The sequence below is a fragment of the Alcanivorax sp. genome, from assembly GCF_040119285.1.
In the GTDB taxonomy this organism is placed as follows: domain Bacteria; phylum Pseudomonadota; class Gammaproteobacteria; order Pseudomonadales; family Alcanivoracaceae; genus Alcanivorax.
The window spans coordinates 26,994-53,446 of sequence record NZ_JBEDTY010000034.1; the positions used below are offsets into that span (position 1 = coordinate 26,994).

The 26,453-nt window shown below is 58.2% G+C and carries 23 protein-coding genes; 7 read left to right on the forward strand and 16 right to left on the reverse strand.

Annotated features, from left to right (window positions below; translation table 11 throughout):
• Positions 1–207: 207 nt before the first annotated feature.
• The gene (locus tag ABNH10_RS12605; protein ID WP_349386263.1) at positions 208–1,374 is read left to right on the forward strand and encodes an acetyl-CoA C-acetyltransferase; all 1,167 of its coding nucleotides are present in this window, start codon (positions 208–210) and stop codon (positions 1,372–1,374) included.
• Positions 1,375–1,647: 273 nt separating this feature from the next.
• Here ABNH10_RS12605 and ABNH10_RS12610 read toward each other — a convergent pair whose 3' ends face one another.
• Genes ABNH10_RS12610 through ABNH10_RS12625 form a run of 4 tightly spaced genes read right to left on the reverse strand, consistent with a single transcriptional unit; the run spans position 1,648 to position 5,698 of the window.
• Positions 1,648–2,766, reverse strand: coding sequence for a HupE/UreJ family protein (locus tag ABNH10_RS12610; RefSeq protein ID WP_349386264.1), 1,119 nt, complete (start codon positions 2,764–2,766; stop codon positions 1,648–1,650).
• On the reverse strand, positions 2,763–3,926 hold the full coding sequence (locus ABNH10_RS12615; RefSeq protein ID WP_349386265.1) for a tetratricopeptide repeat protein: 1,164 nt from the start codon (positions 3,924–3,926) through the stop codon (positions 2,763–2,765). Before ABNH10_RS12615 ends, ABNH10_RS12610 begins: the two co-directional genes overlap by 4 nt.
• Positions 3,913–4,152, reverse strand: a complete 240-nt coding sequence (locus tag ABNH10_RS12620; RefSeq protein ID WP_288367881.1) for a hypothetical protein — start codon at positions 4,150–4,152, stop codon at positions 3,913–3,915. The genes ABNH10_RS12615 and ABNH10_RS12620 overlap by 14 nt, the downstream gene beginning before the upstream one ends.
• Positions 4,153–4,177: 25 nt before the next feature.
• Entirely contained in the window at positions 4,178–5,698 is a 1,521-nt protein-coding gene (locus ABNH10_RS12625; protein WP_349386266.1) for a DUF4331 domain-containing protein, read from the reverse strand.
• A gap of 166 nt (positions 5,699–5,864) precedes the next feature.
• On the opposite strand from ABNH10_RS12625, the gene ABNH10_RS12630 reads away from it, so the two are divergent.
• Together ABNH10_RS12630 and ABNH10_RS12635 are read left to right on the forward strand one after the other, a co-directional pair.
• On the forward strand, positions 5,865–6,410 hold the full coding sequence (locus ABNH10_RS12630; RefSeq protein ID WP_349386267.1) for a sigma-70 family RNA polymerase sigma factor: 546 nt from the start codon (positions 5,865–5,867) through the stop codon (positions 6,408–6,410).
• Positions 6,407–7,123: an anti-sigma factor gene (locus tag ABNH10_RS12635; protein WP_349386268.1), complete on the forward strand. Its 717-nt coding sequence runs from the start codon at positions 6,407–6,409 to the stop codon at positions 7,121–7,123. The genes ABNH10_RS12630 and ABNH10_RS12635 overlap by 4 nt, the downstream gene beginning before the upstream one ends.
• Positions 7,124–7,125: 2 nt before the next feature.
• On the opposite strand, the gene ABNH10_RS12640 is transcribed toward ABNH10_RS12635, so the two are convergent.
• Entirely contained in the window at positions 7,126–9,045 is a 1,920-nt protein-coding gene (locus tag ABNH10_RS12640; protein WP_349386269.1) for an ATP-binding cassette domain-containing protein, read from the reverse strand.
• Positions 9,046–9,167: 122 nt separating this feature from the next.
• Between ABNH10_RS12640 and ABNH10_RS12645 the strand changes: the two genes are divergently transcribed.
• Complete coding sequence (locus ABNH10_RS12645) at positions 9,168–9,644, forward strand: TIGR02444 family protein (RefSeq protein WP_349386270.1); 477 nt, start codon at positions 9,168–9,170, stop codon at positions 9,642–9,644.
• Between the two features lie 226 nt (positions 9,645–9,870).
• On the forward strand, positions 9,871–11,145 hold the full coding sequence (gene bioA / locus ABNH10_RS12650) for an adenosylmethionine--8-amino-7-oxononanoate transaminase (protein ID WP_349386271.1): 1,275 nt from the start codon (positions 9,871–9,873) through the stop codon (positions 11,143–11,145).
• A 158-nt stretch (positions 11,146–11,303) separates the two neighbouring features.
• Here the strand turns inward: bioA and ABNH10_RS12655 are convergent, their stop codons facing one another.
• Positions 11,304–12,032: a nucleotide-binding protein gene (locus ABNH10_RS12655; protein ID WP_349386272.1), complete on the reverse strand. Its 729-nt coding sequence runs from the start codon at positions 12,030–12,032 to the stop codon at positions 11,304–11,306.
• Positions 12,033–12,230: 198 nt separating this feature from the next.
• Between ABNH10_RS12655 and ABNH10_RS12660 the strand changes: the two genes are divergently transcribed.
• Together ABNH10_RS12660 and bamJ are read left to right on the forward strand one after the other, a co-directional pair.
• Positions 12,231–12,569, forward strand: a complete 339-nt coding sequence (locus ABNH10_RS12660) for a DUF4124 domain-containing protein (RefSeq protein ID WP_349386273.1) — start codon at positions 12,231–12,233, stop codon at positions 12,567–12,569.
• A 22-nt stretch (positions 12,570–12,591) separates the two neighbouring features.
• Entirely contained in the window at positions 12,592–13,302 is a 711-nt protein-coding gene (bamJ, locus tag ABNH10_RS12665; protein WP_349386274.1) for a BamJ family beta-barrel-assembly machinery protein, read from the forward strand.
• Between the two features lie 96 nt (positions 13,303–13,398).
• Here the strand turns inward: bamJ and rsd are convergent, their stop codons facing one another.
• From rsd to ABNH10_RS12715, 10 genes are all read right to left on the reverse strand, one after another.
• A complete protein-coding gene (gene rsd, locus ABNH10_RS12670; RefSeq protein WP_349386275.1) occupies positions 13,399–13,899 on the reverse strand; it encodes a sigma D regulator in 501 nt (166 codons plus the stop codon).
• A gap of 289 nt (positions 13,900–14,188) precedes the next feature.
• Positions 14,189–14,914 (reverse strand): LrgB family protein, encoded by a 726-nt coding sequence (locus ABNH10_RS12675; RefSeq protein WP_349386276.1) that lies wholly within the window; start codon positions 14,912–14,914, stop codon positions 14,189–14,191.
• Positions 14,904–15,287: a CidA/LrgA family protein gene (locus tag ABNH10_RS12680; RefSeq protein ID WP_349386277.1), complete on the reverse strand. Its 384-nt coding sequence runs from the start codon at positions 15,285–15,287 to the stop codon at positions 14,904–14,906. The genes ABNH10_RS12675 and ABNH10_RS12680 overlap by 11 nt, the downstream gene beginning before the upstream one ends.
• Positions 15,288–15,294: 7 nt before the next feature.
• A complete protein-coding gene (locus ABNH10_RS12685) occupies positions 15,295–15,798 on the reverse strand; it encodes a disulfide bond formation protein B (RefSeq protein ID WP_349386278.1) in 504 nt (167 codons plus the stop codon).
• A gap of 205 nt (positions 15,799–16,003) precedes the next feature.
• Positions 16,004–16,195 (reverse strand): ribosome modulation factor, encoded by a 192-nt coding sequence (gene rmf, locus ABNH10_RS12690; protein ID WP_349386279.1) that lies wholly within the window; start codon positions 16,193–16,195, stop codon positions 16,004–16,006.
• A gap of 238 nt (positions 16,196–16,433) precedes the next feature.
• Complete coding sequence (gene gshA / locus ABNH10_RS12695; RefSeq protein WP_349386280.1) at positions 16,434–18,011, reverse strand: glutamate--cysteine ligase; 1,578 nt, start codon at positions 18,009–18,011, stop codon at positions 16,434–16,436.
• Positions 18,012–18,115: 104 nt separating this feature from the next.
• Entirely contained in the window at positions 18,116–20,488 is a 2,373-nt protein-coding gene (locus ABNH10_RS12700; protein WP_349386281.1) for a Tex family protein, read from the reverse strand.
• Between the two features lie 182 nt (positions 20,489–20,670).
• Complete coding sequence (locus ABNH10_RS12705; protein ID WP_349386282.1) at positions 20,671–21,033, reverse strand: response regulator; 363 nt, start codon at positions 21,031–21,033, stop codon at positions 20,671–20,673.
• Positions 21,034–21,313: 280 nt separating this feature from the next.
• Entirely contained in the window at positions 21,314–24,925 is a 3,612-nt protein-coding gene (locus ABNH10_RS12710; protein WP_349386283.1) for an efflux RND transporter permease subunit, read from the reverse strand.
• Positions 24,918–26,267: an HlyD family secretion protein gene (locus ABNH10_RS12715; protein ID WP_349386284.1), complete on the reverse strand. Its 1,350-nt coding sequence runs from the start codon at positions 26,265–26,267 to the stop codon at positions 24,918–24,920. Before ABNH10_RS12715 ends, ABNH10_RS12710 begins: the two co-directional genes overlap by 8 nt.
• Positions 26,268–26,453 lie beyond the last annotated feature (186 nt).

The window sequence follows — 26,453 nt, forward strand, 5'->3', positions numbered from 1 at the left end:
GGGGCAGGGAGGTGCATAGTGCTCACGATACTGTTGGCTATGTAATCGAATATCTTCATTTTCCCGACACTCGCGTTGACCCGGAAATGACTAGATCCACGCCCGGCGGCCCATTTTGGTCATTGAGGTTTCTTATGGAGGGGGCGTAGCCTCGATTTCATCTTTATGACCTGATAGTCAACAGACTGTGATGACGAGGAGAGTACGGTGGCAGAAGCATATATCGTAGCGGCGGTGCGTACCGCGGGTGGTAAAAAGAACGGTCGGCTGAGCAAGGTACACCCGGCGGACATGGGCGGTCGTGTTATTGATGCAGTGGTAGAGCGCACGGGGGTGGCTCCGGAGAAAGTCGACGACGTGATTTTTGGTTGTGTGAGCCAGATTGGCCCACAGGCCTTTAACGTGGCGCGCACTTCCATTATGAGTTCCTGCCTACCGGAATCTGTGCCGGGGGTTACGATTGACCGCCAGTGTGGGTCTTCCCAGCAGGCCATCCACTTTGCAGCCCAGGCAGTGATGAGTGGCACTCAGGATTTGGTGATTGCGGGGGGTGTGGAATCCATGAGCCAGCTGCCGATCGGTTCCACGGTGCTTGCGGTGAAAGAACTGGGCAATCCGTTTACCGGTGAAATCAGCAAGCGATACCCCAGTGCAACCTTCAGCCAATTCCATGGGGCTGAGCGTATGGCGGAAAAATACGGAGTAAGCAAAGCAGAGCTAGACCAGTTCGCCTATGACTCCCACAAGCGCGGTGCTGCAGCGACGCAAGAGGGTCGTTTCAGCGATGAGATCATCCCGGTACCGGTGACCCTGGAAGACGGCTCTCAGGAAGACCATGTGGTCGATGAAGGGATCCGCTGGGAAGCAGAGCTGGACGCGATCAAAGCGCTAGAGCCTCTGCAGGAAGGGGGGCATATCAGTGCCGCCAACGCGAGCCAGATAACGGACGGGGCTTCCGCCGTTATGATCGCCAGCGAGGCTGCGGTTAAAGAACTGGGTTTGACACCGCTGGCGCGTATTCATGCCATGGCGGTGGTGGGCTCTGACCCGACCATGGTATTGGAAGGCCCGATCCCGGCCACTGAGAAAGTGCTTAAGCAGGCCGGCATGAGTATGGCGGATATTGATCTGTATGAAGTGAACGAAGCGTTTGGCTCGGTGCCATTGGCCTGGATGAAGGCGCTGGGTGCGGATTACGAAAAAATGAACGTGAACGGTGGTGCCCAGGCGTTAGGCCACCCACTGGGGGCCACTGGCTCCAAGTTGATGGGTACGCTGGTCTATGAGCTCAAGCGCCGTGGTGGCAAGTACGGCCTGCTGACTATCTGTGAAGGCTTAGGGACGGCAAACGCTACCATTATTGAAGTGCTGTAAACGTTGTAGTTGAAAGTGAAAACGCGGACGGGCGTGTAGTCGGCCATCTGACATTCAGCTCCGTGCCTTCGCGTTTTTCAGCTTCAAAAAGCCGCCCTGGTTTCCCAAGGCGGCTTTTTTGTGCGCGCGGTTCTATCTGTAGAGCTCATGCCTACATGGCGAAGGGCTTCTCAGTGACGAGCCTCTCGTATCTCGAAACCGTTTCCTTGCCAGAGGCGGGAGCGCTTTTAGATAGTCCTCTATGGTGCGCAGGAGGATATTATTGTCAGCAAATCAGCTAAGCCTTTCCACCAGCCAGACCCCGGCCAGCACCATGATGGCCACCGAACCCACCGGCACAAAGACACGCTTGTACAGCTTTGTATCCCGTAACAGATAGGCCAGCGGCACAAATAGCAGCACGATGGCGATCTGACCCAGTTCCACGCCGATATTGAAACCCAACAACGGCAATAAAATGCCGTCGCCCATGAGCCCCAAGTCCGCCAGTACCGATGCAAATCCTAGCCCGTGAACCAGGCCAAACACGAAGGCCATGATCCAGCGTTTCGGGAACAGCCCGGGCAGCAAATTGGCGGCGGCGCCGAGAGCGACGGTGAAGGCGATGGCGGATTCCACCAGCCAGGCGGGCAGTGTGATGATGCCCAGTGTGGCTAGTGCCAGGGTTAGCGAATGGGTGACGGTAAAGGCAGTGACGATGGCCAGGGTCTGGGTCAACGCGCCGCGCATGGTGGGCGCCGGCTGCCAGCGGCCCCGTTGCCAGACGAGCACGGCGGGGAACAACAGGGTGAGCAGGAACAGGATGTGATCGTAACCGATCAGGATGTGGTGGATACCCTGATGCACAAAGCCCTGAAAGGCGTGCCACTGTCCAGTGCGGCTGGTATCGAGCAGGTGTCTACGTTGGTTGTCACTGAAGGTGACCGCCAGTTCGGTGCCGTCGTGGTTCGCCTTGAGCAGGCCATGATGGCTGGGGTCCCGGTCGAACAGGAAACGGTAGTGAACAGCCAGCTGTGTTGTCGCCACGGCGCAGTCGCCTTGGAAATGCAGGGCGGCGTAGGTGCCGTCCACATGGTCATTGGCTTGTAGGCCGGTGAGCGTGAGCGGGCAGGATTGGCGGGCGCCGCCTTGCCCGGCTTGAACGGTGAGCATCGGCAGGACTTGCTGTGCTAGTTCGAGCTGACGGCTGCGCAGTTCGCCCCAAGTGATGTTGCCATCGTTGTTGTTGTCCAGATCGATTACCAGTTGCAGGTCGCGCAAGGCAATGTCCCAGCGGCCGTCAATTTGCGGGCTGTCGGAGGTGCTGTTCAGGGTCAGGTAGCTGTCGCTGGGCTTGTGGGCAAACGCTGGGGCGCAGGCGAGAAGCAGCATCAGTATCAAGCCATGCTTCATGGTTGAGCCTCCGACCATTGCGCTTGGAGAACCGCGTCATGGACGCCGTGGCTATCGATGAAATCCCGGACGGTGGCCCGGACATCGGTGTTGTTGGCGGCCGTGGCCGCCGCGAGCAATAGGCGCAAATCGGCCAGTTCCTTTTGCTGTTCCCAGTTTTTCTGGGCCACCGCGAGGGCTTCGTCGGGCGAGGAGGTGACCTGGAGCAGGTAGCGGGCCAGTTCGCGCTGATGCACGCTGCGGCCGGCTTTTTCAGCCGCTTCCAAACGTTGTTGGTAGGCCTGTTGCCACTGGTTGGCGTGGGGGTGCTGACTACGCTGGCCGGCAATGGCCAGGCGCAGCAAGGCATTGTCACGATCTTGCCAGTTTTTCAGGTTCTCAATCGCGGCGTCGGGTTTGCCTTCCTGAAGCCACAGGTCGCTTTGTAGATATCGCGCATAGGCATCCTGTGGAGCGAGGGCCAGCGCCGTATCCAACGCCTGCTGTGCGCGTTCCGGTTCGCCCTGCTGAATGGCCATTTCGGCGATCAGTGTCTGTAGCCAGACGGTCTGGGTTGTGTCGCTGACCAGACGGCTGTCGGCCAGTGACTGCAGTATGGCGTAGGCCTGCTGATGTTGGCCTGTCATGGCCTGCACACTGGCCTGGCATAACACCACGGTTGTGGGCGGCAGGCTGTTGGCGCCCTGACGGCAGGCTTGCTGGGCAGCATCGAACTGACCTTGCACCCGCTCAATGTTAGCCAGCATCAGCCAGCCCTGGCCCTGATTCGGGTGCTGTTCCAGTAGGGCGGTCAGGCGAATTCGGGCCTGGGTGAACTGGTGGCGTTGTTGCTCAATGTCCGCCCACAGCAGGTTCACCGCTGGTGACGGTGGTTGGGAGAACGGGGCCAGGGTGCGTTGTGCGTAGCCAAGAAAGCGTGGGTCGCCCTGCTGGCGGCCGTAATCAATTTGGGTGCGGGCCAAGCGTAGCGCATCGGCCTCGTTTTGTGGTGGGTTGGCGGGTGTCAGTGCCTGTTGCGAATCTGACAGGGTGGCCAACACCGTGGCGTTAGTGTCAGGGGTGTAGGGGGCTGCCTGTGCCGTTCCGGCCAGCAGCCCCCCGCAGAGAATGAGTAAGGCCGCCGGAAACCGGCGGCCTGTTTGGGGGTTAGTCCAGGACACTATTATAGGCATCCTGGTTGCTACCGGTCTGGTTCCGGAAACGCAGGTTGTTCACGCTAACCGGGTCGGTGGTATCGCTGGTGGCGGCCAGCTGGGTTTTCACAAAGGCTGTGTAGTCCACCGTGGCTTTCGCTCTGGGTGGCGGCGAATCGTTGTCATGGTCACCGCCGCAGGCAACAAGCCCGAGGGTGGCCAGTGAAACCGTGGTTGCCAGTAATAAACGCATGATGTCCTCCTGTGATGGCGCGCGGTTACGGCGCAGCGGCCACGTTATCGGCACCGGGCAGCGGTGTGTTCAGGTACGGGAACATGGTCAGGTAAGCGGCGGGGTCGGGCAGGGCGCCGTCATTGACGATGGCACCGCCATTGACCTGACTGTCTTGGGTACCGCAATTACCGATTTCTCCACCGGGATCGGCGCCGTTCACATCGGCCCCGCAGAGGAAGCCTTCGGCGGCGGTAAGGGCAATGTCGACCACGTCATCCACAGGGCGGCGGCCATTGGGGAAGCCGGCAAAGTCCCCCCCAGCAACACCGAGGTCGACTTGGGCACCAGCGGCGGTGGCCGGGATGCCGGTATTCAGGCGCAGCATTTCACTGGCGGTTACGGTGGGCAGCTGGGTGACACCGGGGACACCTGTGAGGAACACAGTGACCAGATCGTTACGCGGGGTTTCCGGGGCGGGTACGCTGAACAGCACATTCACCAGGGCGGGCAGGCTCGGGTTGGTCACATAGGTGGCGAACTGGCCATCGTCCTTGGGTTCACTGGCGTTGAAACGATCTTTGTCGGGCAGACCGATCACCACCTCGTTGACCAGCGGCGAGCCGAGGCGCGATACCTGGGTATAGGCGCCGCCTTTCACCGCCGGACCTTTGGCTTCCTCGCTGGCGGTGGTGCTGGAGCCCTGCGGCGCTGGGTTGATTACGCTAGCCTGGCGGATGCTGGCGGTGGTCCAACCACCGATTACCGTATTGTCTCCGGTCAGGCAGTCGGCTGGCACTTCCAGTGCCAAGCTGGTGACGTTCTTGTCGCCGATGGTGTTGCTGCGCGAATCACGGGCGCCCAGTGGATCAAGGGAAATCAGGTCAAACACTTCGCCCAGATTCACCACAAAGCCTTCTTGGCGTTGGCCAACGAATACCTTGCCGGGCATGGGGCAGTCCGGAAGGGTGACATCGTAAATAAAGTTATCGGCATAGGTGGCATAATCGGCGATGGATTTGGTGCCGATGTTGTCCACTGGTTTTGCAAAGGTGTCTTCGCCGCTGCCGGCATTGGTGATGCTTTGCATGTTACCGGTACGGCGATCGCCGGTGATCATTTTTACGGTGTAACTTTCCAGCACGTTCTGGGCGCTGGTGTCGTTGGCGGTGATGGCGCCAATGTTGATCAGTGGTACCGGTACGTCAGTGCCCCCCACATTGACCGTGGCGTTTTTGCGTTCGGTGTTGAATTCGAATTGGAAGGTAATGTCTTCCATGGCGTTGCCGTCATTATCGATATGAATTTCGTAAATGGCATCATCGTCCAGGGAGAAATAATTGGGACCGCCGTAGGCATCCTGTAGCGGTAGGTAGTTGGCGATCAGGGTCACATACCCATCACGGCCGGACTCATAGCTGTTGAACATGTAGAAGTCCGTGCCATCGACTTTGGGCATGCCGGTAATGAACGGGGCTTCGCGGTGGCTGGACGCCAGCGTAGTGCTGCTGGCGAGTAGCGCGGCTGCGGTGCAGACCGCGGGTAAGAGAACCGGGCGGCGTAACATACGAACACTCCTTTTATTTGTGTCCTCTACGGTACGTAGCAGAGCGCTTATTGGATGCAAAAAAATTTTGTTTTTCCTACATCCGTTATGCGATTTTTCACGTATTACTAACAGGTAAGCTGTCATTAAGGAGGTCTACTCAACGGCGCGTCCGGAGAACCTCGTTATGGCAGCAAGGGAAGGCATGCTGGTGGATCAGCTGGCAAAAGTGGCGCAGGGAGATCGCGCTGCCTTTGCAGGCCTGTATCAACAAACTAGCCGTGCGGTGTACGGGCAGTGCATGCAACTGCTGCGTGATAACGACGAGGCCAATGACGTGCTGCAGGAAACCTATATACAGGTGTGGCATCACGCCGGTGAATACCATGCGGAACGGGGCTCGGTGCTCACTTGGGTGATGTCCATTTGTCGCTACCGGGGGCTGGATGCACTGCGTCGGCGGCGTATCGATGTGGAATTCGATTCGGTGGCGCAGAATCATGCTTGCGACAAGCCGGGGCCCATGCAGAATGCGAGTGACATGGTGGATCGACAGCGTTTGAGTGATTGTTTGCGCGATCTGGATGAGCGCTACCGTAACAGTATTGAGATGGCCTACTTCCGGGGGTTTACCCACCAAGAGTTGGCAGTTGCCATGGGCCAGCCTCTGGGCACCACGAAAAGCTGGGTGCGCCGCGGGCTCAGTGTATTGCGCCGGTGTCTGGGACCATGAAGCCGGATAATCACGAGCGTAACCATGCGCTGGCGGCAGAGTATGTGGTGGGGACCTTGCACGGTGCTGCGCGCAGGCGTTTCGAGCGTTGGATGATGGTGTCGCCGAAATTGCGTCGACAGGTTTGGCTATGGGAGCGACGTTTGCAGCCGTTCAATAAATCGGTGCCCAGCATGCAGCCGCCGGCAGATGCCTGGCATGCAGTGGAGCGCCGTTTGTTTCCGTCTTCTGTTGCCGCGCCTGCGGCCAATGCCAAAACGGATCCGTGGTGGCAGCCGGCACTGCCTTGGCGGTGGACCACGGGCATTGCCGTGCTGGGCTTGATGGCGTTGTTGATCTGGACGCCGGTGCCGCCGGAGGCCACGGTGAGTGGTCTGATCGGAGTGGTGCAGGGGGCGCAGGCTCAGCCTTTGTGGGTGCTGAACGCGTCCCGGGGAGATCATAGTCTCATGTTACGCTCGTTGCCGCCCACGTTGCCGGCAAGCCATGATCAGGATTTCGAACTGTGGTTGTTACCGGAATCCGGAGTGCCGGTGTCGCTGTCGGTGTTACCGACCCAGGGGGCAGAGTTGCGGGTCACACTGAGCAATGAACAGGTAAGGCAATTGCGGCAATCCCGCTCCCTGGCGATCAGCCTGGAACCCCATGGCGGTTCGGCGACGGGGCAGCCTACCGGGCCGGTGGTGTATCAGACCAAGCTAGTGGATTTGTAGGCTCACTCGCTGGCTAGTTCGCTTTCGGCGGTTTCCAGCGCTTCCATGGCGTCCAGTAGTTCCCCTTCCAGATCGTTGTGTTGTTTCTTCAGACGTGCCTGATCACCCAGCAGGCCGTTCATCTCGTCCTTGCGGCTGGCGTCGGTGTATAGCGCGTCATCGCCCAGTCCGTCTTCCACGGTGGCCAGTTTGTCACTGCATTGGGTCAGTTTTTTCTCCAGTGCTTCCACCTGCTTTTTCAGCGGGCGTAGCTGCTGGCGTAGCTGGGCGGCTTGCTGGCGACGGGCCTTGGGGTCTTGCCCATCGCTGGGTTTTTCTTCTTTCACTGGTTTACCGTCGCGGCGGTGTTGTTGCAGCCAGCGAGCGTAATCGTCCAGATCACCATCGAAATGGCTGACACTGCCGTTGGCCACAAGGAAGAAGTCGTCCACGGTGGTTTCCAGCAGGTGGCGATCGTGGGAGACCATCACTACCGCGCCTTCGAAAGCTTGCAGGGCCAGCGTCAGCGCTTCGCGCATGTCCAGATCCAGGTGGTTGGCCGGTTCATCCAGCAGCAGCAAGGCGGGTTTTTGTTGAACGATCATGGCCAGGGCCAGGCGCGCTTTTTCACCTCCGGAAAAACGCCCGATGGACGCGAATACGTCATTGCCTTGAAACCCGAAGCGGCCCAGCTCGCTGCGTAATTCTGATTCGCTCCACTGGGGGTAGAAGCGCGACAGCATCTGGTATGGGGTATCGTTAGCATCCAAACGATCCACCTGTTGTTGGTGGAAGTAACCAATTTTCAGGTCGTCGTTTTTTTCAAAATGCCCGCCCAAGGCGGGCAGTTCGCCGACCAAGGTGCGTACCAGCGTTGATTTGCCCGCCCCATTGGGGCCCAGCAGGCCGATGCGGCTTTCCGGCCGCAGGCTCAGGGTGACCTGATCGAGAATCACGGTATCTATGCCGTCATTGCGATAGCCGCACTGCACCGCGTCCAGGTTTTCCATAGGGTTGGGCAGTTTTTCTGGCTGGTGGAAATCAAAACTGAAGCCGGAATCCACATGGGCGGGGGCGATCAGTTCTAGCTTTTCCAGCGCCTTTACCCGGCTCTGGGCCTGCTTGGCTTTGCTGGCTTTTGCCTTGAAGCGGGTAATGAATTTCTGCAAGTGGGCTACTTGGGTTTGTTGCTTGTCGTGCATTTTTTGCTGCAGCGCCAGTTTCTCGGCACGTTCACGCTCGAAGTCAGAATAGCCACCGGTGTATTGCTTCAGGCTATTGTGCTCGATGTGCAGAATCTGGGTGACGATGGCATCCAGAAAGGCGCGGTCGTGGGAGATAACGAGTAGTGCTCCGGGCTGCTGAACCAGATAGCTCTGCAGCCAGAGGATGGCATCCAGATCCAGGTGGTTAGTGGGCTCATCGAGAAGCAACAGGTCGGCATCGCTTATCAGTACCTGGGCTAGGTTAAGGCGCATGCGCCAGCCGCCGGAAAAACTGGAGACCGGTTGTTGCTGTTGGGCTTCACTAAAGCCGAGGCCGGCTAGCAGGATGGCCGCGTTGGCTGGTTGTTGCCAGGCATGCAAGGCATCCAGCTCGCCGTGGGCCAGAGCGATGGCATGGTTATCGCCGGCCTGTTCCGCTTTGGTCAGTTTGCGTTCCGCGGTGCGCAGGCCATGGTGGCCGTCGAGAACATAGTCGATGGCGGGCTGGTCCAGTGCCGGCACTTCTTGGGCCATCATGGCCAAACGCCAGTCGGCTGGGCAATTAATGTTGCCGCCATCGCTCTCTAGCTCGCCCATGATAAGCTTAAATAACGAGCTCTTGCCGCTGCCATTGCGGCCCACCAAGCCTACGCGCCAGCCCTTGTGCAGGACCAGGTTAGCGTCTTCCAGCAGCAAGTCGGGGCCGCGGCGAAGGTTGATATGTTCAAGAGACAGCATGGTAAGCCTTTTTGTGCCTGAAAACGGTGGCCTGCGCGCAGTGAAAGACACGCAGGAAACCGGCGCAGTGTAAGCGATGGCCTGTTTAAGCACCAACCTGCCCGAGGGCGGTAAATCAGGGGATGCCGGTGAGTAATAAAATAAAAACGGATCTGTGGCGTTTTGCGTTGGGGCGCTGGCAAGACAAGGCGTTTGAGAATGGCTGCCTGCATTTGCAGGATGAATATCAAGTCCCGGTGTCATTACTGCTGTGCGGATTATGGCTGGCGGAGGCGGGAAAGCTGCCAGATGCCCGAACCGGCCGGCGGCTGGCAGAGTTGGCCGAGCAATTCGAAGCGGATTACCTGCGCCCTCTGCGCGCGGTGCGTCGCAAGGCCGGGCAGGATGACCGGTTGCCCGAGTTCAAGCGCCAACTCCAGCAAGTGGAGCTGGAGGGAGAGCGTTGGTTGCTGACTACCTTGCCCGCTTTGTGCGATAACCTGCTACCGGCAGGCAAATCGGTAGACCCGCTGAGCTGGTTATTGGTGTTGGTGCCGGAAATGGCTCAGTGCGAAGGATTGCAGAGCGCACTTTGCCAATTGGTTGAGTTGAAAGTTTAAAGCCCTGGATTCAATGGCGGGAGTTGGGCAGGCGCCATCCGAACCGGATTATAGCCGCACCGCAATATGTTCAAAGACATTGGTTCCGCCAGCAATGAGGAGTGGTGGTGCGGCGGGAACGTTAACGATTTGGCACACATTTCAGACGCTCTTTTGAACGTTCAACTTTGAACTTTCCCCCCTCCGCTGCCATTCTGTCTTCCCTCGTTTTATCCGGATATACCCAATGACCACCGATCTCGACTTCGACCGTGACCATCTCTGGCACCCCTATACCTCCACCTCCAAACCGCTGCCCACTTTTCCCGTGGCCAGTGCTAAAGGGGTGCGGTTAATGCTGGAGGATGGCCGCGAGCTGGTGGACGGTATGTCGTCTTGGTGGGCGGCGGTGCATGGTTATAACCATCCCGTGCTGAATCAGGCAGCCAAGGATCAAATCGACCGCATGGCCCATGTGATGTTTGGCGGGTTGACCCACGAACCGGCGGTGGAACTGGGGAAAAAACTGGTTGATCTAACGCCCGAGCCGTTGGAAAAAGTGTTTCTTGCCGATAGCGGTTCGGTGTCTGTGGAAGTGGCAATCAAAATGGCGCTGCAGTATTGGTTGAGTAAGGGGTATACCGGGAAGGACAAATTGCTGGCCCTGCGTAACGGTTATCACGGCGATACCTTTGGCGCCATGGCCGCCTGTGATCCGGTCAACGGCATGCACTCGCTATTCAGTGGTGTGCTGGCCAAGCACTATTTTGCGGAGGCGCCGCAGTGCCCCTACGACAGTGATTTTAATACGGCGGACCTGGATTCCATTCAGCAGATGTTGGCGGAGCATCACCAGGAAATTGCCGCGGTGATTCTGGAGCCTGTCGTGCAGGGCGCCGGCGGTATGCGTATCTACCATCCGACTTATTTGAAAGCGGTGCGCGCGCTGTGTGATGAGTACGGTGTGCTGTTGATCTTTGATGAAATCGCCACCGGGTTCGGCCGCACGGGCAAGCTTTTTGCACTGGAGCATGCGGATGTATGCCCGGATATCCTTTGTTTGGGCAAGGCGATTACCGGCGGCTACATGACCCTGGCCGCCACGTTATGCACCCGCCAGGTGGCCGCAGGCATTTGTGAAGGTGAGGCGGGCGTATTGATGCACGGCCCCACTTTTATGGGCAATCCGTTGGCCTGCGCCGTGGCGAATGCCAGCATTCAGCTGTTGCTGGATTCCGGCTGGCAGCAAAAAGTGGCCGCTATCGAAGCTCAGCTCAAAGACGAACTGATGCCGTTGAAGGCGTTGCCTACGGTGGCCGATACCCGGGTGCTGGGTGCTATTGGCGTGCTGGAAATGAAGGAGCCTGTCGCCATGGAGCAGGTGCAGGCGCGTTTTGTGGAGCTGGGTGTGTGGATTCGTCCGTTCGGCAAGCTGGTCTACATCATGCCGCCATTCGTCATTGAAGCGGATGATTTGAGCAAGCTGATTGACGCGATGCGGGATTTGGCTGAACAGAAATAACGACAAGCGTGGATGAGGGAATCGGAAACATTCCGGGTTGTGCTCTTTTGAACCTTTCAGGTTGAAAGTTCAACTGACTCTCGCGGGCCGTGTGGTTATCGTGCAGCACCGTCTCTGGCCTGCGTTGTAGCTTCAGGCTTGTTGCTTATAGCTGCTTGTTACCGAAATCCCGGCATGGTTTGTATCAGGTGCCGTTGCACCTCCAGCCATTCGCCAATCAACCGCCAGTGTTGCTGGTCTTCAAGGTGTCGGGAGACGGCGGTATCCATGATGCCTTCGCCTTGGCTCATGGCCTGCACATACAGCTGGGTATCGCGCAGGGTTACCAGGTAGGGAATTTTCAGGCTGGACAGAAATTGGCGCAGCGCTTCGTACATTTTCGTGCGGGTACGGGCCCGGTTGGCGATTACGGCTATCCGCCGGGGACGGCGGCGGTAGCTGGGCGTTAGCATCACACTTTGCAGGAAGCGGGTGGTGGCGCGGATATCGATGGGGCTGGGCAATACTGGAACCAGCACCACCTGAGAGAGTCGTAATAAATGATCAAGCTGGTGCGGATCCAGCCCGGCAGGAGAATCGATAATGACCAGATTGCCGGTTTGATCCAGACGTTGCTGCAAGCGCCCAAGAGAAATCGGTTCAGCGGCGGGCCAGCTCAGGGTTTGGATGATGTCGGATTTGCGCATTTTCAGCCACTGGGTGGCAGATTGCTGGGGGTCCAGATCCATCAGGCACACCGGGCGCCCTAAGGCTTCAAAGTAGCACGCCAGATTGGTGGCGATGGTGGTCTTGCCGCAACCCCCTTTGCTGTTTGCGACCAGTATCACCAAACGCGATGTGTTGTGGGAGCCGATCCCCGGCGATGGGCTATTCTGTGCGCTGTTCATACTGTTTCTTTATGGTTATTTCGTATGATTCCACCTGCCCCAAATACCTGTGCAGTGACTGTCGGAAGAAAGGGTGGTTGTGCTCACAAATTCAACACTACCGCAAAAGTGGGACAAGTGATGTAAATTGTGATGTTATTTTGCTCTCATAGGGAACTCGATCCCGTGAAGAGGCTCAATACAGGGGAAATCGGCATTATGCGCTTCTTGCTCATTATTACCGTGCTGCTGGTAGCAGTGCTGGCGGCATTGTTTATAGTGCCGTTGGGTGGCGGCAAACCACTACTGGACTGGCAACATGTGGAGCGGAACTGGCAACAGCCGGCAAAACTGTTCGATAGCAACGTGTCGCCCTGGCTGGAAAAAAAGGGCCAGACCGGGCTGTATCGCTGGCGTGACCCCGATGGAAACTGGCAGTATGGCCAGATTCCGCCGCCGGGAGTGTCGGTGGAACCCATTACAGTGAAGGCTCCGGATACCATCAGCGCGGAAGAAATGCGCGGTGACAAGGGGCTTGAGACACAACAGAAACAATAACAGTAGGCCAATTGGAGGCAGAATGAAAAAATTGGGAATCGTGTTGGCGGGTACCGTCTTGCTGGCAGCCTGTGGTCAGGACAATGCCGAAGTGAAAACGGATGACCAAAAGGCGTCCTACGCACTGGGTTTCCGCAGTGCAGAGCAAATGCGCAGCCTGGAGAACCTGGACCTGGATGCCATGGTCGCTGGCCTGCGTGATGGCTTTGACGAGAAGGGTGAGTCTCGTCTCGGTGACGAAGATCTGGATCAACTGATTCGTGATTTTCAGGGGCGCATGATGGCGGCCCAGCAGAAGAAAGTGGAAGAAGAGGCTGGCAAGAACCTGGACGCTAGCGAAAAATTCCTGGCGGACAATGCCGAACGTGAAGGGGTTACCGTCACCGAGAGCGGCATGCAATACGAAGTGCTGGCTTCAGGGGAAGAGGGTGCACCGTCACCGACCTTGGAAGACACCGTGGAAGTTCACTACCATGGCACTCTGCCCGATGGCACCGTGTTTGACAGCTCTGTCGAGCGTGACAAGCCGGCTACCTTCGGTCTGCAGCAGATCATTCCAGGCTGGCAGCAAGCATTGCCCATGATGAAAGAAGGTGACAAATGGAAAATCGTCCTGCCGCCGTCTTTGGGCTATGGTGAGCAAGGCGCCGGTGGCGACATTGGCCCCAACCAGGTGCTGATTTTCGAAATCGAGCTTCTGGATGTGAAAGGCAGTGGTGATGACGCGGAATAAACCCCGCCGTCTCACGCTTCATCAAAAAGGGCGCCTTCGGGCGCCCTTTTTGATGGGGTAATGCCGGGGAACGTCCCACTCGCAACATATCGTCTTTTAATGTGTAGCCTGTTGCTGTGGCGGCTCTTGCTGATGGATGCTGAGGATCAGCTGGTCTTCCAGTGCAAAGCGTTCCTCCAGGGTTTCCATCAACGCACTGATGCGTTCTGGCAACACATCCCGTTGCGCCAAACACTGGTCTGGATGCTCGAAATCTTCGTTGAAGGCAAGAGCTGCATCAGTGGAGCTGTCCAGCTTGGCGATAATTTGCCGGGTCAGTGTCGGGTTGTCTCGGTGAAAATGCCGGGCTTCATTGACTAGCTCTCGGTATACCTCGAAGTAGCCTGCGCTGATGTAATCCATCAACAGTTGGCAAAATCGTTGAACCTGACGGTGTATGGGTTGCGGGTTATCGTTGGGTTGGACTGCAGAAAGCCCTTTCAAGCCCTGCATGGTGCAGAGCAGCACAATCAGCTGCTGGCGTTCATCCAGCCAAGCTTGAACCAGTGCTTCGATACGTTGCCATTGAGCCAATGCTGCAGATGTTGAACTCGCCATTGTATTCCCTCCTTAGTGAATGGCTGAGACTGCCTTGGGCCGGCAGGCAGTGAACTGCTCGGCGGCCGGTGGTTGTGATTCTTCAGCAGGGCTATTGAGACTAGGACGGGTTGAGATGGTGGGGCAATGGTCAGAAAGTGACCTTTTTGATGGGCGAGCTCAAATGGACGAAAAAACAGCCTAACGTCAGCCACTTGCGAGCAAAGACGGATTTCTTATAAGGCGGGTATTTTTTGTGCTTTGTAACCGCTTTGCGGGGCGTGAAACACGGGTGCAGGCTGTGGGGCCGCTATAGATATTGCGCTACCCAGGGCCAAAGCCAGGGGAGGGCTATGGCCGTCACTAGCCCACACAAGCCCAACGCCAGGCCCGCGAAGGCCCCGGCTTTCTCGCCGTATTCGAAGGCACGGGCGGTGCCGATGGCGTGGGCAACCAGCCCCAGCGCAAACCCCTTCACCCGATGGTCCGTGACCCTGAGCAACCGAAAGATGGGGCCGGCACTGAGTGCGCCCACGATGCCGGTAATGGCCACGGCGCCAGCCGCTAGCGACACATACCCTCCCGTGGATTTCACCACTTCCACGGCGATCGGTGTAGTGATGGATTTAGGCGCCAGCGAGCCCACGACTTCAGGCGGTGCACCCAGCCACCAGGCCAAGCCTACGGCAATGGCAGCAGAGAGGGCTGCGCCGAAAACAGTGGCGACCACAATGGGCTTGAGCACGCTGCGCACGGTGTGCAACTGCCGGTACAGCGGCCAGGCCAGGGCAACGGTGGCTGGGCCTAGCAAAAAAGAAATCATCTGGGTTTGTTCGCGGTATTCTTCGTAGCCTACGTTGACCAACGGCAGCACAATAATCACTGGAATGGACGCCACCAGGAACGGGTGAAAAATGGGCAGGCTGTTGCTGAGCCCGTATACCCACAGTGCAAAACGGTAGCTGGCCAGGGTTAATAGCAAACCAAACAACGGTGTATGCACCAGTTCGGCCAGGGTATCTAAATTAGCCACCATGGTCTTCTCCATGGAGCTTGCTACTGGCTTCCTGATGCTTGCCGCCGAGCAGTTTTTTGAGCATGAATGTGATCACAATCATGCTGAGAATAGTCCCCAACACCACGGCAACACCTAGTGCCAGCGCATAGTCTTCATAGCGGTGCCATTGCAGCACGATGCCTACCCCGAGCGGAAAAATCAGCAGGCTGATGTGTTTGATCAGACCTCCGGCGGCAGGCGCTACTCGCTGGGTATAGGGGGCATTCAACAGCAATGCCAACAGTAGCAGGACCATGCCGACCACAGAGGCAGGCAAGGGAATGCCGGTGAGGCGAATAATGACCTCACCGAAAAACTGGAACAGCAGGAGAATCAGCAAGCCATCAATCATGGCGGGCTCAGCGGGGCAGGGGGCGGAACATCTGAATTAGCCCGACCACTAGCAGCCCGGCAAACACCACCATGGACCAGCCTGGCAGGCTCAGCCCCAGAAAGGACCAATCCATTTCGGCGCACTCGCCGGAGCCGGCCAGCACTTGCTGAAGCACACTCTGCAGAGGAAAGACGTCGAGCATGTAATCCAGGCCCGGGCCGCAGGCGGGCACCTGATCGGCGGGCAGATTCTGCAACCAAATGTGGCGAGCGGCCACTGCACCGCCGCCAAGGGCCGCTAGGGCGGTCAGGGCACCATAGATGCGCACGCCAATGTTCTTCGGGCCATGCAGGCTGGCGATGAGCAGAATCACGGCCCCGGCGATCACGCCGACCCGTTGAAAAATACACAGCGGGCAGGGCTCGAGCCCATCTACATGTTGCAGATAGAGCGCTCCGACAATGGCCGCGAGACAGGCCAGAAAAGCGAGAGCATTAAGCGGGCGTGGAGCAGGAATAATGGACGACATGGGCGGCTCTTTTCGTCGGGGACCGGCGAAGGGTAGGCAAAAGCGGCGGTGGCAGCAAGGGGCTTTTCAATAGCCTGTTGGCGCAGAGTATCAGGTGCGCAGGCGTAGGAGGCGGATGCTTGCGCCCCGCGGCCGTTATCTTCGCGTGCAGGGATCGTTTCTCAACAAGGCGTAAGAGTGAGGCGAATCCCTTTGCGGATCTGTGTCAGGCTTGTTTGGCGTTTTCGTGCTGCAGGTTCCTGTCATGCCAGGCGTCAATGCCTGCCTGCCAGCCGTCGAACCACCATTGCGTCAGTGGCGCCTCCGCATAGGGGCAGCGATTACTGTCTCCGCCGGACATCCCCCACATGCAGCCCTGATTGTACGCTTTCTCGCACTGTTCCCGATTCAGAGACATGCCATTGCTCCTTGTCACGTTCTATCGAGAGTAGCACTACGGCGCGGTTTGCATAGCGTGCGAGTCCGCATTTTTGTTGTGCAAAAGCAACAAACGCGATTTGACTGAGACGTTAACGGTGGGCTACGCAACGGAATGTGTTGCAATGCAACGTGATGTTGATGAGGGCGGTAAGCTGGCCGGTGCCGATTTCCGCCCTGCGGTTGATCCGCAGGGCGAGTTCGGATCTCGCGGAGGGCTAATCGCGGAAGTAATCCGCCAGGTACTCCTCGAAGGATTGTTGATCGGTGGCTTCGCCAGCGGCTTGTTCGGCCAAGCTGTCGGCGGCCAGCGCTTCCAGCTGCTGGTTGGTGGCGTCGCAGCGCTGGCGGGACAGGAAATGATCGCGGTGGGCCAAGGCCTGCTCCATGGCGAACTGGAAAAAGCCCTGATTGCGGCTCTCCAGTTGTTCCAAAATCCGTGCAGACGGAGTGGCATCGGGGTTGTCGACTTTTTCCTGTTGGTGCGCCAGCGCCTCGGCATAGTTGTTGCCGCCGTGGGCGCGATCAAACAACTCGGCGATGGGCTGCATTTGCGTCAGTTTTTCTGATGCCCAGTCTTTTAGGCTCACCGACTTGCCCCAGTTGTATAGCTGGATGTCGGTATTGCGACCGTCGTAAACCACCTTGCGCAGGTTTTCCTTGCTGGCATGCAGGTCGCATTTTTCCAGTTGCGGCGATTCACGCAGCAGGCAATAGGTGGCAAACAGATCCAGAAAACGGATTTCTTGCTGGTTGATGCCCACCGGCTCGAACGGGTTTAAATCCAGCGCACGGATTTCAATGTACTCCACGCCCCGTTCTTTCAGCGCCGTGGTGGGGCGCTCGCCGGGTTTGATGGTGCGTTTCGGGCGGATCGACGAGTAGTACTCGTTTTCGATTTGCAGAATATTGGCGTTGAGTTGCTGGTATTTCTCGTTGCCATCGGCGTCGGTGACTTTAACGCCCATTTTTTCGTAGGCCGGCTCCGGGGTGTTGATGGCATGAGTGAGTGTGCTGACGTATTCATCCAGATTGTTGTAGCTAATCGCCAGCGATGATTGGGCGTTGTTCTGGTAGCCCAGGTCGCTCATGCGCAGGCTGGTGGCCTGGGGGCGATACAGGGAGTGATCGAAGCGCTCCAGCAAGTCGTGCTCGCGCCCGGCCAGGAAAGAAGCACACAGCGCGGGGGAGGCCCCGAACAGATAGACCAGCAACCAGGAGTAGCGCTGGAAGTTACGTGTTAGGTCGAAATAGCGACGGGAAATGTAATCCTGTAATGGTGCGTTATCACCTTCCAGTTGCTGGTTGAGTTTCCAGAATGCTTCCGGGTAGGAAAAGTTGTAATGAATTCCGGCAATGGTTTGCATCTTGCGACCGTAGCGGTGGCCGAGCCCTTCTCTGTACACCGTTTTCATACGGCCTACATTGGCACTTCCGTATTGGGCTACGGGTACGTCGCTGTCTTTGCCGATCATGCAGGGCATGGAATTTACCCACAGCACGTCATCGCCGATATGGCTGTATACATAGCGGTGCAGTTGCTCTAGAAACTCAATCGGCTTGTGCAGCTCGGTACTCGGGGGCGTAATAAATTCCAGCAGGGCTTCAGAATAATCCGTGGTGATGTACGGATGTGTCAGCGCGGAGCCCAGGGCACGAGGGTGCGGCGTTTGCGCCAGGGTGCCATCGGTGGTGATGCGCAGGCTTTCTTTTTCGATGCCTCGACGAATGCCGGCCAAGGTGGCTGCGGCATCTGAATTCAGCAGGGCATGAATTCGCTGTTCAAGATGCTTCATGGTTGGGGCCTGTCGTGCGGCCGGCCAGATAAGGGACCGGCCGCGGGTGTGACGGAATTCCGACAATCATGGGGCAATAGAATGACGCTGAGAAGTCGTTCCACTCAGGAGCGCTTCTTGCTGTCCTTCTTCTGCTTCTCTTCCTTGGCCTTGGCAAATAGGTCGGCGAAGGTGCCGCCGCCGCCCTGGGGTTGGCCGCCAGCGCGTTGACCACCACCATTACCACCACCACGGCGTGGGTTATTACCTTTGTTGGCCTGGTTGGCGCGGTTGCTGGTGGGGCGTTGGCCGCTGGATTTCTCCGTGGGTTGATCGTCCATGCGCATGGTCAGGCTGATGCGTTTGCGGTCTAGATCCACGTCCAGCACTTTCACTTTAACGATATCACCGGGGGCGACCACTTGGTGCGGATCTTCCACGAATTTGTCCGCCAGCGCGGATACGTGCACCAGACCGTCCTGATGAACACCCACATCCACAAAGGCGCCGAAGTTGGTCACGTTGGTGACGGTGCCTTCCAGGATCATGCTTTGCTTGAGATCCTTGAGGGTTTCCACCCCTTCCTTGAGGACTGCGGCCTTGAATTCCGGTCGCGGATCGCGGCCGGGTTTTTCCAGTTCACTGAGAATGTCGGTGACGGTGGGTAAGCCGAAGTTATCGTCGGTGAAGTCGGCGGCGTTGACCTTCTTCAGGAAAGGTACATCAGCCACCAGATCCTTTAAGGGGCGGCCATGCTGCTCGGCAATTTTTTCCACCACCGGGTAGGCTTCCGGGTGCACCGAGGAGCTGTCCAGCGGGTTTTCACCGTTCATGATGCGCAAGAAACCGGCTGCCTGCTCAAAGGTCTTGTCGCCCAGGCGCGGCACCAGCTTCAGGTTGGCACGGCTGGCAAAGGCGCCGTTCTTCTCACGAAACGAAACGATGTTGCCGGCGATGGTGCTGTTAAGCCCGGCAATGCGGGCCAGCAAGGGGGCGCTGGCAGTGTTCACATCCACGCCCACCGAGTTCACACAGTCTTCCACCACGGTATCCAGTGAGCGGGACAATTTTACCTGGCTTACGTCATGCTGGTACTGGCCAACACCGATGGCTTTCGGATCGATTTTTACCAACTCGGCCAGTGGGTCTTGCAGGCGGCGGGCAATGGATACCGCGCCACGGAAAGACACGTCCAGCTCCGGGAATTCCAGGGCCGCCATTTCCGAGGCAGAGTAGACCGAGGCGCCAGCTTCGGAAACGATAATTTTCTGGATCGGCTGATCCTTGAGCAATTTCACTACTTCGCCGGCCAGCTTGTCGGTCTCCCGGCTGGCAGTGCCGTTACCGATGGCGATCAATTCCACGCCATGCTGTTTGCCCAAGGCGGCCAGCTTGCTGAGGGATTGATCCCACTGCTTCTTGGGCTGGTGCGGGAAGATGGTGGTGTGTTCCAGCAGCTTTCCGGTGGCATCCACGACAACCACTTTTACGCCGGTACGCAGGCCAGGGTCCAGGCCCATGGTGCACTTGGGCCCGGCGGGGGAGGCCATCAGCAGGCTTTTCAGGTTACGGGCGAAAACCTGAATGGCTTCCTCTTCACCCATTTCTCGCACTCGGCCCAGCAATTCGGTTTCCAGATGAGTATTGAGCTTGATCTTCCAGGTCCAGCGCATCACTTCCTTGAGCCAGTCATCGGCGGCCCGGCCGGCGTGCTGCCAGTCCGCTACGGCAGTGACCATGGCTTCGCAGGGATGCGGTTGAGCATTTTCCAGCTCTTCCGGCAGCACCATGGAGACATGCAGGATGCCTTCATTACGGCCTCGGAACAGAGCCAATGCGCGGTGGCTGGGGATACCTTTGAGGGTTTCGCTGTGATCAAAGTAATCGCTGAACTTGGCGCCGTCTTTTTCCTTGCCGTCTACCACTTTGGCCTGGATCTGGCCTTTGTCCCAGAGGAAGGTGCGCAGACGGGTGAGCAGCTCGGCGTCTTCGGCAAAGCGTTCCATGAGGATCTGCTTGGCACCATCCAGGGCATCCTTGGCGGTGGCAATCTTGTGTTCTTCGTTCAGGTAGCCAGCGGCCAGTGCTTCCGGGTCCTGGGTAGGGTCGTCCATCAGACCGTTGGCCAGCGGTTCCAGTCCAGCTTCGCGGGCAATCTGGGCGCGGGTGCGGCGCTTGGGCTTGTAAGGCAGGTAGAGATCTTCCAGCCGGGTCTTGGTGTCGGCAGCCTTAATGGCTTTTTCCAGTTCCGGGGTAAGCTTTTCCTGTTCGGTGATGCTCTTCAGGATGGTCTCGCGGCGTTCTTCCATCTCGCGCAGATAACGCAGCCGTTCTTCCAGGTTGCGCAACTGGGTGTCGTCCAGCCCGCCGGTCACCTCTTTGCGGTAACGGGCGATAAAGGGGACGGTGGAACCTTCGTCGAGGAGGGCAACGGCAGCGTTGACCTGGCGTTCCTGGCAACCAATTTCTTCGGCAATAATCTGTTCGATACTACGCATGATATATCCTGACGGCGTACGGTCTGCAAGCGTGCTGCGTGCAAGCGATCTTCAAATACAAAACGACCGGAATCATAAGGAATGAATCCGGTCGTTGATAGATTGACTTGTAAAAGCGGCTGTGGCTGCGGTGAAGGCCATGGACGCTTGGTCAGCGCGGGTTATGGGCCGCAGATGATCCCTTAGGCCAGAGCTTCATTGATTTTGGCGACCAGTTCCGCTTCCTGTGGCGGTTTCACCACATAACCGAAAGCGCCTTGTCGTTCGCCCCAAACCTTGTCCGTTTCCTGATCTTTAGTGGTTACCAGAATTATCGGGATGCTCGCGGTGACAGGGTCGCGGGTTATCTTTCGGGTGGCCTGGAAGCCGTTCAGCTCCGGCATCACCACATCCATCAGGATAAGATCAGGCTGTTCTTGCTTGGCTTTTTCTATCCCTTCCATGCCGTTGCTGGCAGTGACAACATCATGGCCTTGGCGTTGGACAATCTTAACCAGGTTGGTCAGCTGGGTTGGGGAATCGTCCACCACAAGAATTTTGGCCATGCTGCTCTCCTCAAGCCGGTAGAGATTCCGTCGGCTGTTTTTTTATGTATGTCTCAATCCAGTCGCGAATCATACCAGCGACTGCTCAAAAGGTAAGCTGTCGAATTATGGCACCTGTGTGCCGCAGAGTGTCGCCAGAAGCCTCAAGTTACGACACGGGCAGGACATTGCCGAACTCTGGGGCCTGCCCGCGATCGCTTTCACTGTTGCGCAGCGACAAGGATAGTCGCTGCGCAACGAGTCTTCTCGCGTTACGGCTTGCTGCTTGTGGGGTGACACTTTATCTCGTCAACGTGCGGGCGCTCCGCCGCCCCCATAGCAGAATCGGCAACACAATTAGGGCAGTCACCAGCGTCCAGCGGGCCAGGGCCCAGAAGCTGTTGGCCAGCACGTCGCCGTGATGCCCCGCCAGCGGTGCCAAGGCCGCAATGATGAGGCTGCCCAGCCCGGTTATCAGCAACCAGTGCGGCGCTAGCACCAGTGCCAGGTGGCGCCTGCGGAATAGACACCACAGAAAGGCCGCCCCCAGCGCAAGCATTAGCAACCAGAGCATCCCGGCGGAGGCGACCAAAAGCAGGTTGGCGTCTTCGCTGGCGGCCGCCTTGAGTAGGGGCAAATTGGCGAATACTCTCAGCAGCAGCAAGGGCGCCAGTAGCATGGCCCACCACAGGCTGCCACCCAGGCCCTGGGGACCGGGTTGCTGGCGGTAATGTGTCGGGTCGAAGCGCCAGGCCCGCTGTAGCAGGTTGCCCCAGTTGTGTGATGCCAGCTGCTGGCTGAGTCCGTGGAAGCGGTCGCGCTGTTCTTCGATTAACATCAGCATGGCAGGCACCACCAGCAGAATCAGCCCGGTACCGAACAGCAGCCCGAACACCAGGCTGACCGCCATGGGCTTGAGGAACTGGGCCTGCAGGGAGCTTTCGAACAGAATCGGAGTGAGCCCGGCCACGGTGGTGATGGAGGTGAGCAGCACCGCTCGCAGGCGGCGCACACAGGCTTCGGTGATCGCCTGGAAGCGCTCCATGCCTTCGGCTACCAGTTGCTGGTAAAAGCTCACCAGTACAATGGAGTCGTTGACGATAATGCCGGACAGCCCGAACAGACCCATGGCCGAGAACATGGAGAACTTGATGCCGAATGGAGCGGTGAACACATGCCCGATGACCGCACCGGTGAGGCCGAAGAAGATCGCTGTCATGATCGCCAGCGGCCAGGAATAGGAGCTGAACACCCAGGCCAGCACGATATAGATAATGGCCAGGCCAACCAGGGCGCCGGTGGCCAGATCTTGCAGGTTTTCCGCTTGTTCCTGCAGTTTGCCTTCGTAGCCAACGCCGATGCCATATCGTCTCTTCAATTCCGGTAAGATGCCCTCGTTGAGTGTGGCGATGATTTCGTTGGCGTTACCCTGTTCCGGATCCAGGTCCGCGTACACGGTGGCCGCCAGTTCGCCATTAACCCGGCGCAACAAATCGACCCCCTTGCGGGCGTCAAAGGTAACCACGTCGCGAAGGGGGATGGCTTCGCCCTGGTTGGTGATGATCGGTAGGCGCTCAATGGCGCTGAAGCGTCGGCGTTCGCTATCCGGCAGCATCACCCGCACTTCCACTTCTTCATCTTCTTCGTTATAGAGCTGGGCCAGGCTGCCGTCGAAGGCGGCCCGTAGCTGGCTGGCTACCTCACTGAGGGTGAGTCCCAGAGCGCGGCCCTGGGCGGTCAGCTCAAAGGTCAGCTGTTCCTTGCCGTAGGGCAAGTCGTCATCCACGTTGCTGACACCGGAGAATTGCTCTAGGCGTTCCTGTAGGGCTAGGGACGCCGCTTTCAGGGTGGTGGCATCACTGCCGGTGAGCTTTACCTCTATGGGTTTGCCCGGGGGGCCGGCTTGTGCCTGGGTGATAGTAAGCTGATCCAAACCGGCGGGCATGGACAGTTTTGTACGCCAGGTCTGTATGAGTTCGTCGTTGGAGATTTCCCGGTCCGAGCCGGTGTAAACCTCCACTACCAGCGTGCCGTATTCGTCCCCAAATTTGTCCTGGCGCCCGCCGATATTAGGGAAGCCGGCAGCGGCACCATGGTGGCTGATAATGGTGTGGACCAGATGCCCACCCAGTTCCTCGTTGGTGTCTTCCAGGGTGCGTTCCAGCTCGGCAAGGAAGGTGTTCACCTGTCGCTTGTCGGTGCCGGAGGAAAACTCCACTACGGCGCGTAGCTGGTCGCCGTCCACCGGCGGGAAGAAGGTGAATTTGAGCCAGCCGGTGGTTACTAACGATAGAGCGACAATAAAGGCGCAAACGGCAGAAACACTGACCAGTTTGCGGTGAGCAATGGACCATTCTACCAAGGGACGGAAACGCTCATCGCGGAAACGGTTGAAGCCGGTGTCAATGCGTTCGCGCAAGCCGCTGGCTTTTACCTCGATACCGCGGAAACTATGGTGTAAGTGCCCCGGCAGTACCAGGAAGCATTCCATTAAGGAGGCAAGGATCACGCAGATCATGACGAAGGGAATATCAAAAGCAATCTTGCCCATGGCGCCGCCCATCATTCCCAGCGGCAGAAAGGCGGCGATGGTGGTCGTCGACGAGGCTACCACAGGCCAGAACATGCGTCGTGCACCCCCCAGGGCTGCGCGCTGAGGGGACTCCCCTTGCTGCAGATGGGTGAGGGTGTCTTCGCCCACCACAATGGCGTCATCCACAATCAGGCCCAGAGCCAAAATCAGGCCGAATAGGCTGATCATGTTGATGGTGCCGCCGAACACCCAAAGAATGCCCAGGGTGGCCATGAACGACACAGGAATGCCCACGGTGACCCACCATGCCACCCGGGCATTGAGGAAGAAGTAGAGGGTGAGAATGACCAGTACCAGCCCGGAGATGCCATTCCATAACAGGGTCGAGATGCGCTCTTGTACGTGTTTCCAGGCTTCGAAGTAGAACGTCATTTTGACGCCCTTGGGCAGCGAGTGTTTGTGCTCTGCTCCCCAGGTGCGGACCTTTTCTGCCAGATCGAGCATGTCGTCGTCTTCGCCGCGCATCACTTGTAGTTCGATGGCCGGCTTGCCTTCGAAGGTGAGCGTTGCCTGGTCGTCGCGGGGGCGCCGTTCGATGATTGCCACGTCGCCCAAGCTGAGCTGCTGGCCGTCGGCGGTGGTAATAAGCGGGAGTTCGGCAAACGCCTTTTCGTCACGTCGCTGACCCAGAGCACGCAGTTGTTTGGCCGCATCGTCGCGGCCCACAGTGCCGGCAGGGGTGTCTTGGCTGAAGCTGCGCACTTTGTCGCCAATCTGCCCGAGGGTCATGCCCAGGTCATGGAGGGTGCTGGTGGGCACCTGTATCGCCATCTCTTCTTCGGGCAGGCCGATGAATTCGATTTTGCCGGCCCCCAGCGCCAATAGTTCGTCTTCCATTTCCCGCACCAGCGGGCGCAGCTCTTCGCGGCTGCCGTTTTCCGTGGATACCAGAATCGAGGTGACCAGTGAATAGCGGGTGATTTTCTGGATCACCGGGCGTTCCGCGTCCTGGGGCAGGTTACGGATGGAGTCGATGCGCTGGCGTACTTCGTCCAGGGCCAAGCCCAGGTCGCTGCCGTCTTCCAGTTCAATAAAGATGGCGCTGGCGCCCTGCTGAGAGCGGGCAATCAACTTGCGGGTGTTGGGCAAGGTTTTCAGTGCTTGCTCAATGGGTATGGTAATGGAGCGCTGCACATCTTCCGGGCTGGCGCCACGCCAGGGAATAGTGACGGTGACGTATTCAAAGTCGAAGTCCGGAAACAGCTGGGTGTTAAGCCGGGTCAAGCCCAGCACCCCGAGCATGATCATCAGCACCATCAGCAGATTGGACGCAACCTTGTGTTCGGTGAAGTTGGCGATCAGGCCTCGCGACTCACTCACTATCGCTATCCTCGCTATCCTGCTCGGTCTCGCTTGCCGGAGTGCGGTTGGCGCTATCTTTATTTATAGCGTTATGGGTCTTTGGTTCGGCATTACTGCCGGGCACCGGTTGCGCGTCCACAGCCAGACCGACGATGGCCTGAGGGAGCTGGGTGGTCATAATGCGTTCGCCACCTTCAAGGGAGTCAGCGCGCAGCAAAAGCCGCGACTGGTCGCCCTCTATAGCCTCGCCGACGATCCGGGCCGGCACCCGCTGCAAGCGGTTATCGGCGTCAATGCGATAGAGGCGGTCCAGCCCATGCAGGGCGGTGGCCGGTAGTGCCAGCAGTTGCGGCTGGGCAGGCAATGTCAGGGTGATGGTTAACGGGCGACCCAAGGCCGCGGTGGGCGCGCCTTTGGCGCCGTCGCCGCTGAACGCAAACAAACCATCGATACCGCCTCGGGCGGCGGCGGCATCCCCTGCCAGCCGTTTCAGGTTCAGGGGCAGGGTGTGGCCTTCCAATTGAGTACTGGCAGATAGGTCGCCTGCAATCAGACCTTCACGGACAGCGGGGAGATAGCGGTCGGGAATTTGTGAGCGGACTTCCAGTTCCGTATCAGCGAACAGGTTGATGAGGGGCTCGCCGGGGCGCACCCGTTCGCCGGGGGCTACACTCACTTGAGTGACCGTGCCGTCGAAGGGCGCATTCACGGTGGTCCGGCCCAGGTCAATCTCCGCCTGCTTCAGCTGAGCTTCGGCGCTGGCCAACCGGGCCTCCATGCGCGCCAGTTCATTGTGAAAATCGCTGACACTAAGTTGGCGCTGGCTGAGTGACAGATCCGCCCGCGCCTGGGCTTCTTCGGCCTGGTCCAGCTGAGTTTGGGCTACCAGCTTGCGATCACGCAGGGACTGGATGCGTTCCAGATTATCCGCTGACAACCTGGCCAACCTCTTTTCCAATGTCAGGTTTTTTTTGTCGCTTTGGTAGCGCAACCGGGTGGTTTCCAGTTGAGCGGCGGCTTCGTCACGGGTGGCCTTGGCGCTGTCACGGGCCAGGGCGGCTTCGGTGTCGTCCAGCTGGATCAGCACTTGGCCCTTGGAAACCCGGTGGCCAGCCCGTACGGGAATGCTGTCCACATTAGCGGTGACCACGGAAGTCAGGCCGGCAGCACGGGGGGATTGCACCCGCCCGAACAGCTGAATTTGCGGCGAGCGTGCTTGGGGATCTGCCAGCTCAAAACGCACCCGAGCATTGTTGTAGGCCACGTCGCGGGTGGGCGCGGACGGTTTGAGTATGACAAGCAAGATGATTGCCAGGACCGAGCCCAGAATAACGCGGGCAACGGGGGGGAGCTGTTTCAAGCGGTCTCGCAAGGGAAATCCTTTATCGATAATAATTCTCAGCTAGGTACTCTAGCGTTTTCTTATAACGGTGCCTATCGGCCGCGCCTATCTTCACCGCTGGCAATGTTTTTATACAATCTCTTCGTGCCATTTTCTTGCACGTTCGGTCCGCAACGGGTAAATCAGGGACCAGTGAAACCTTCG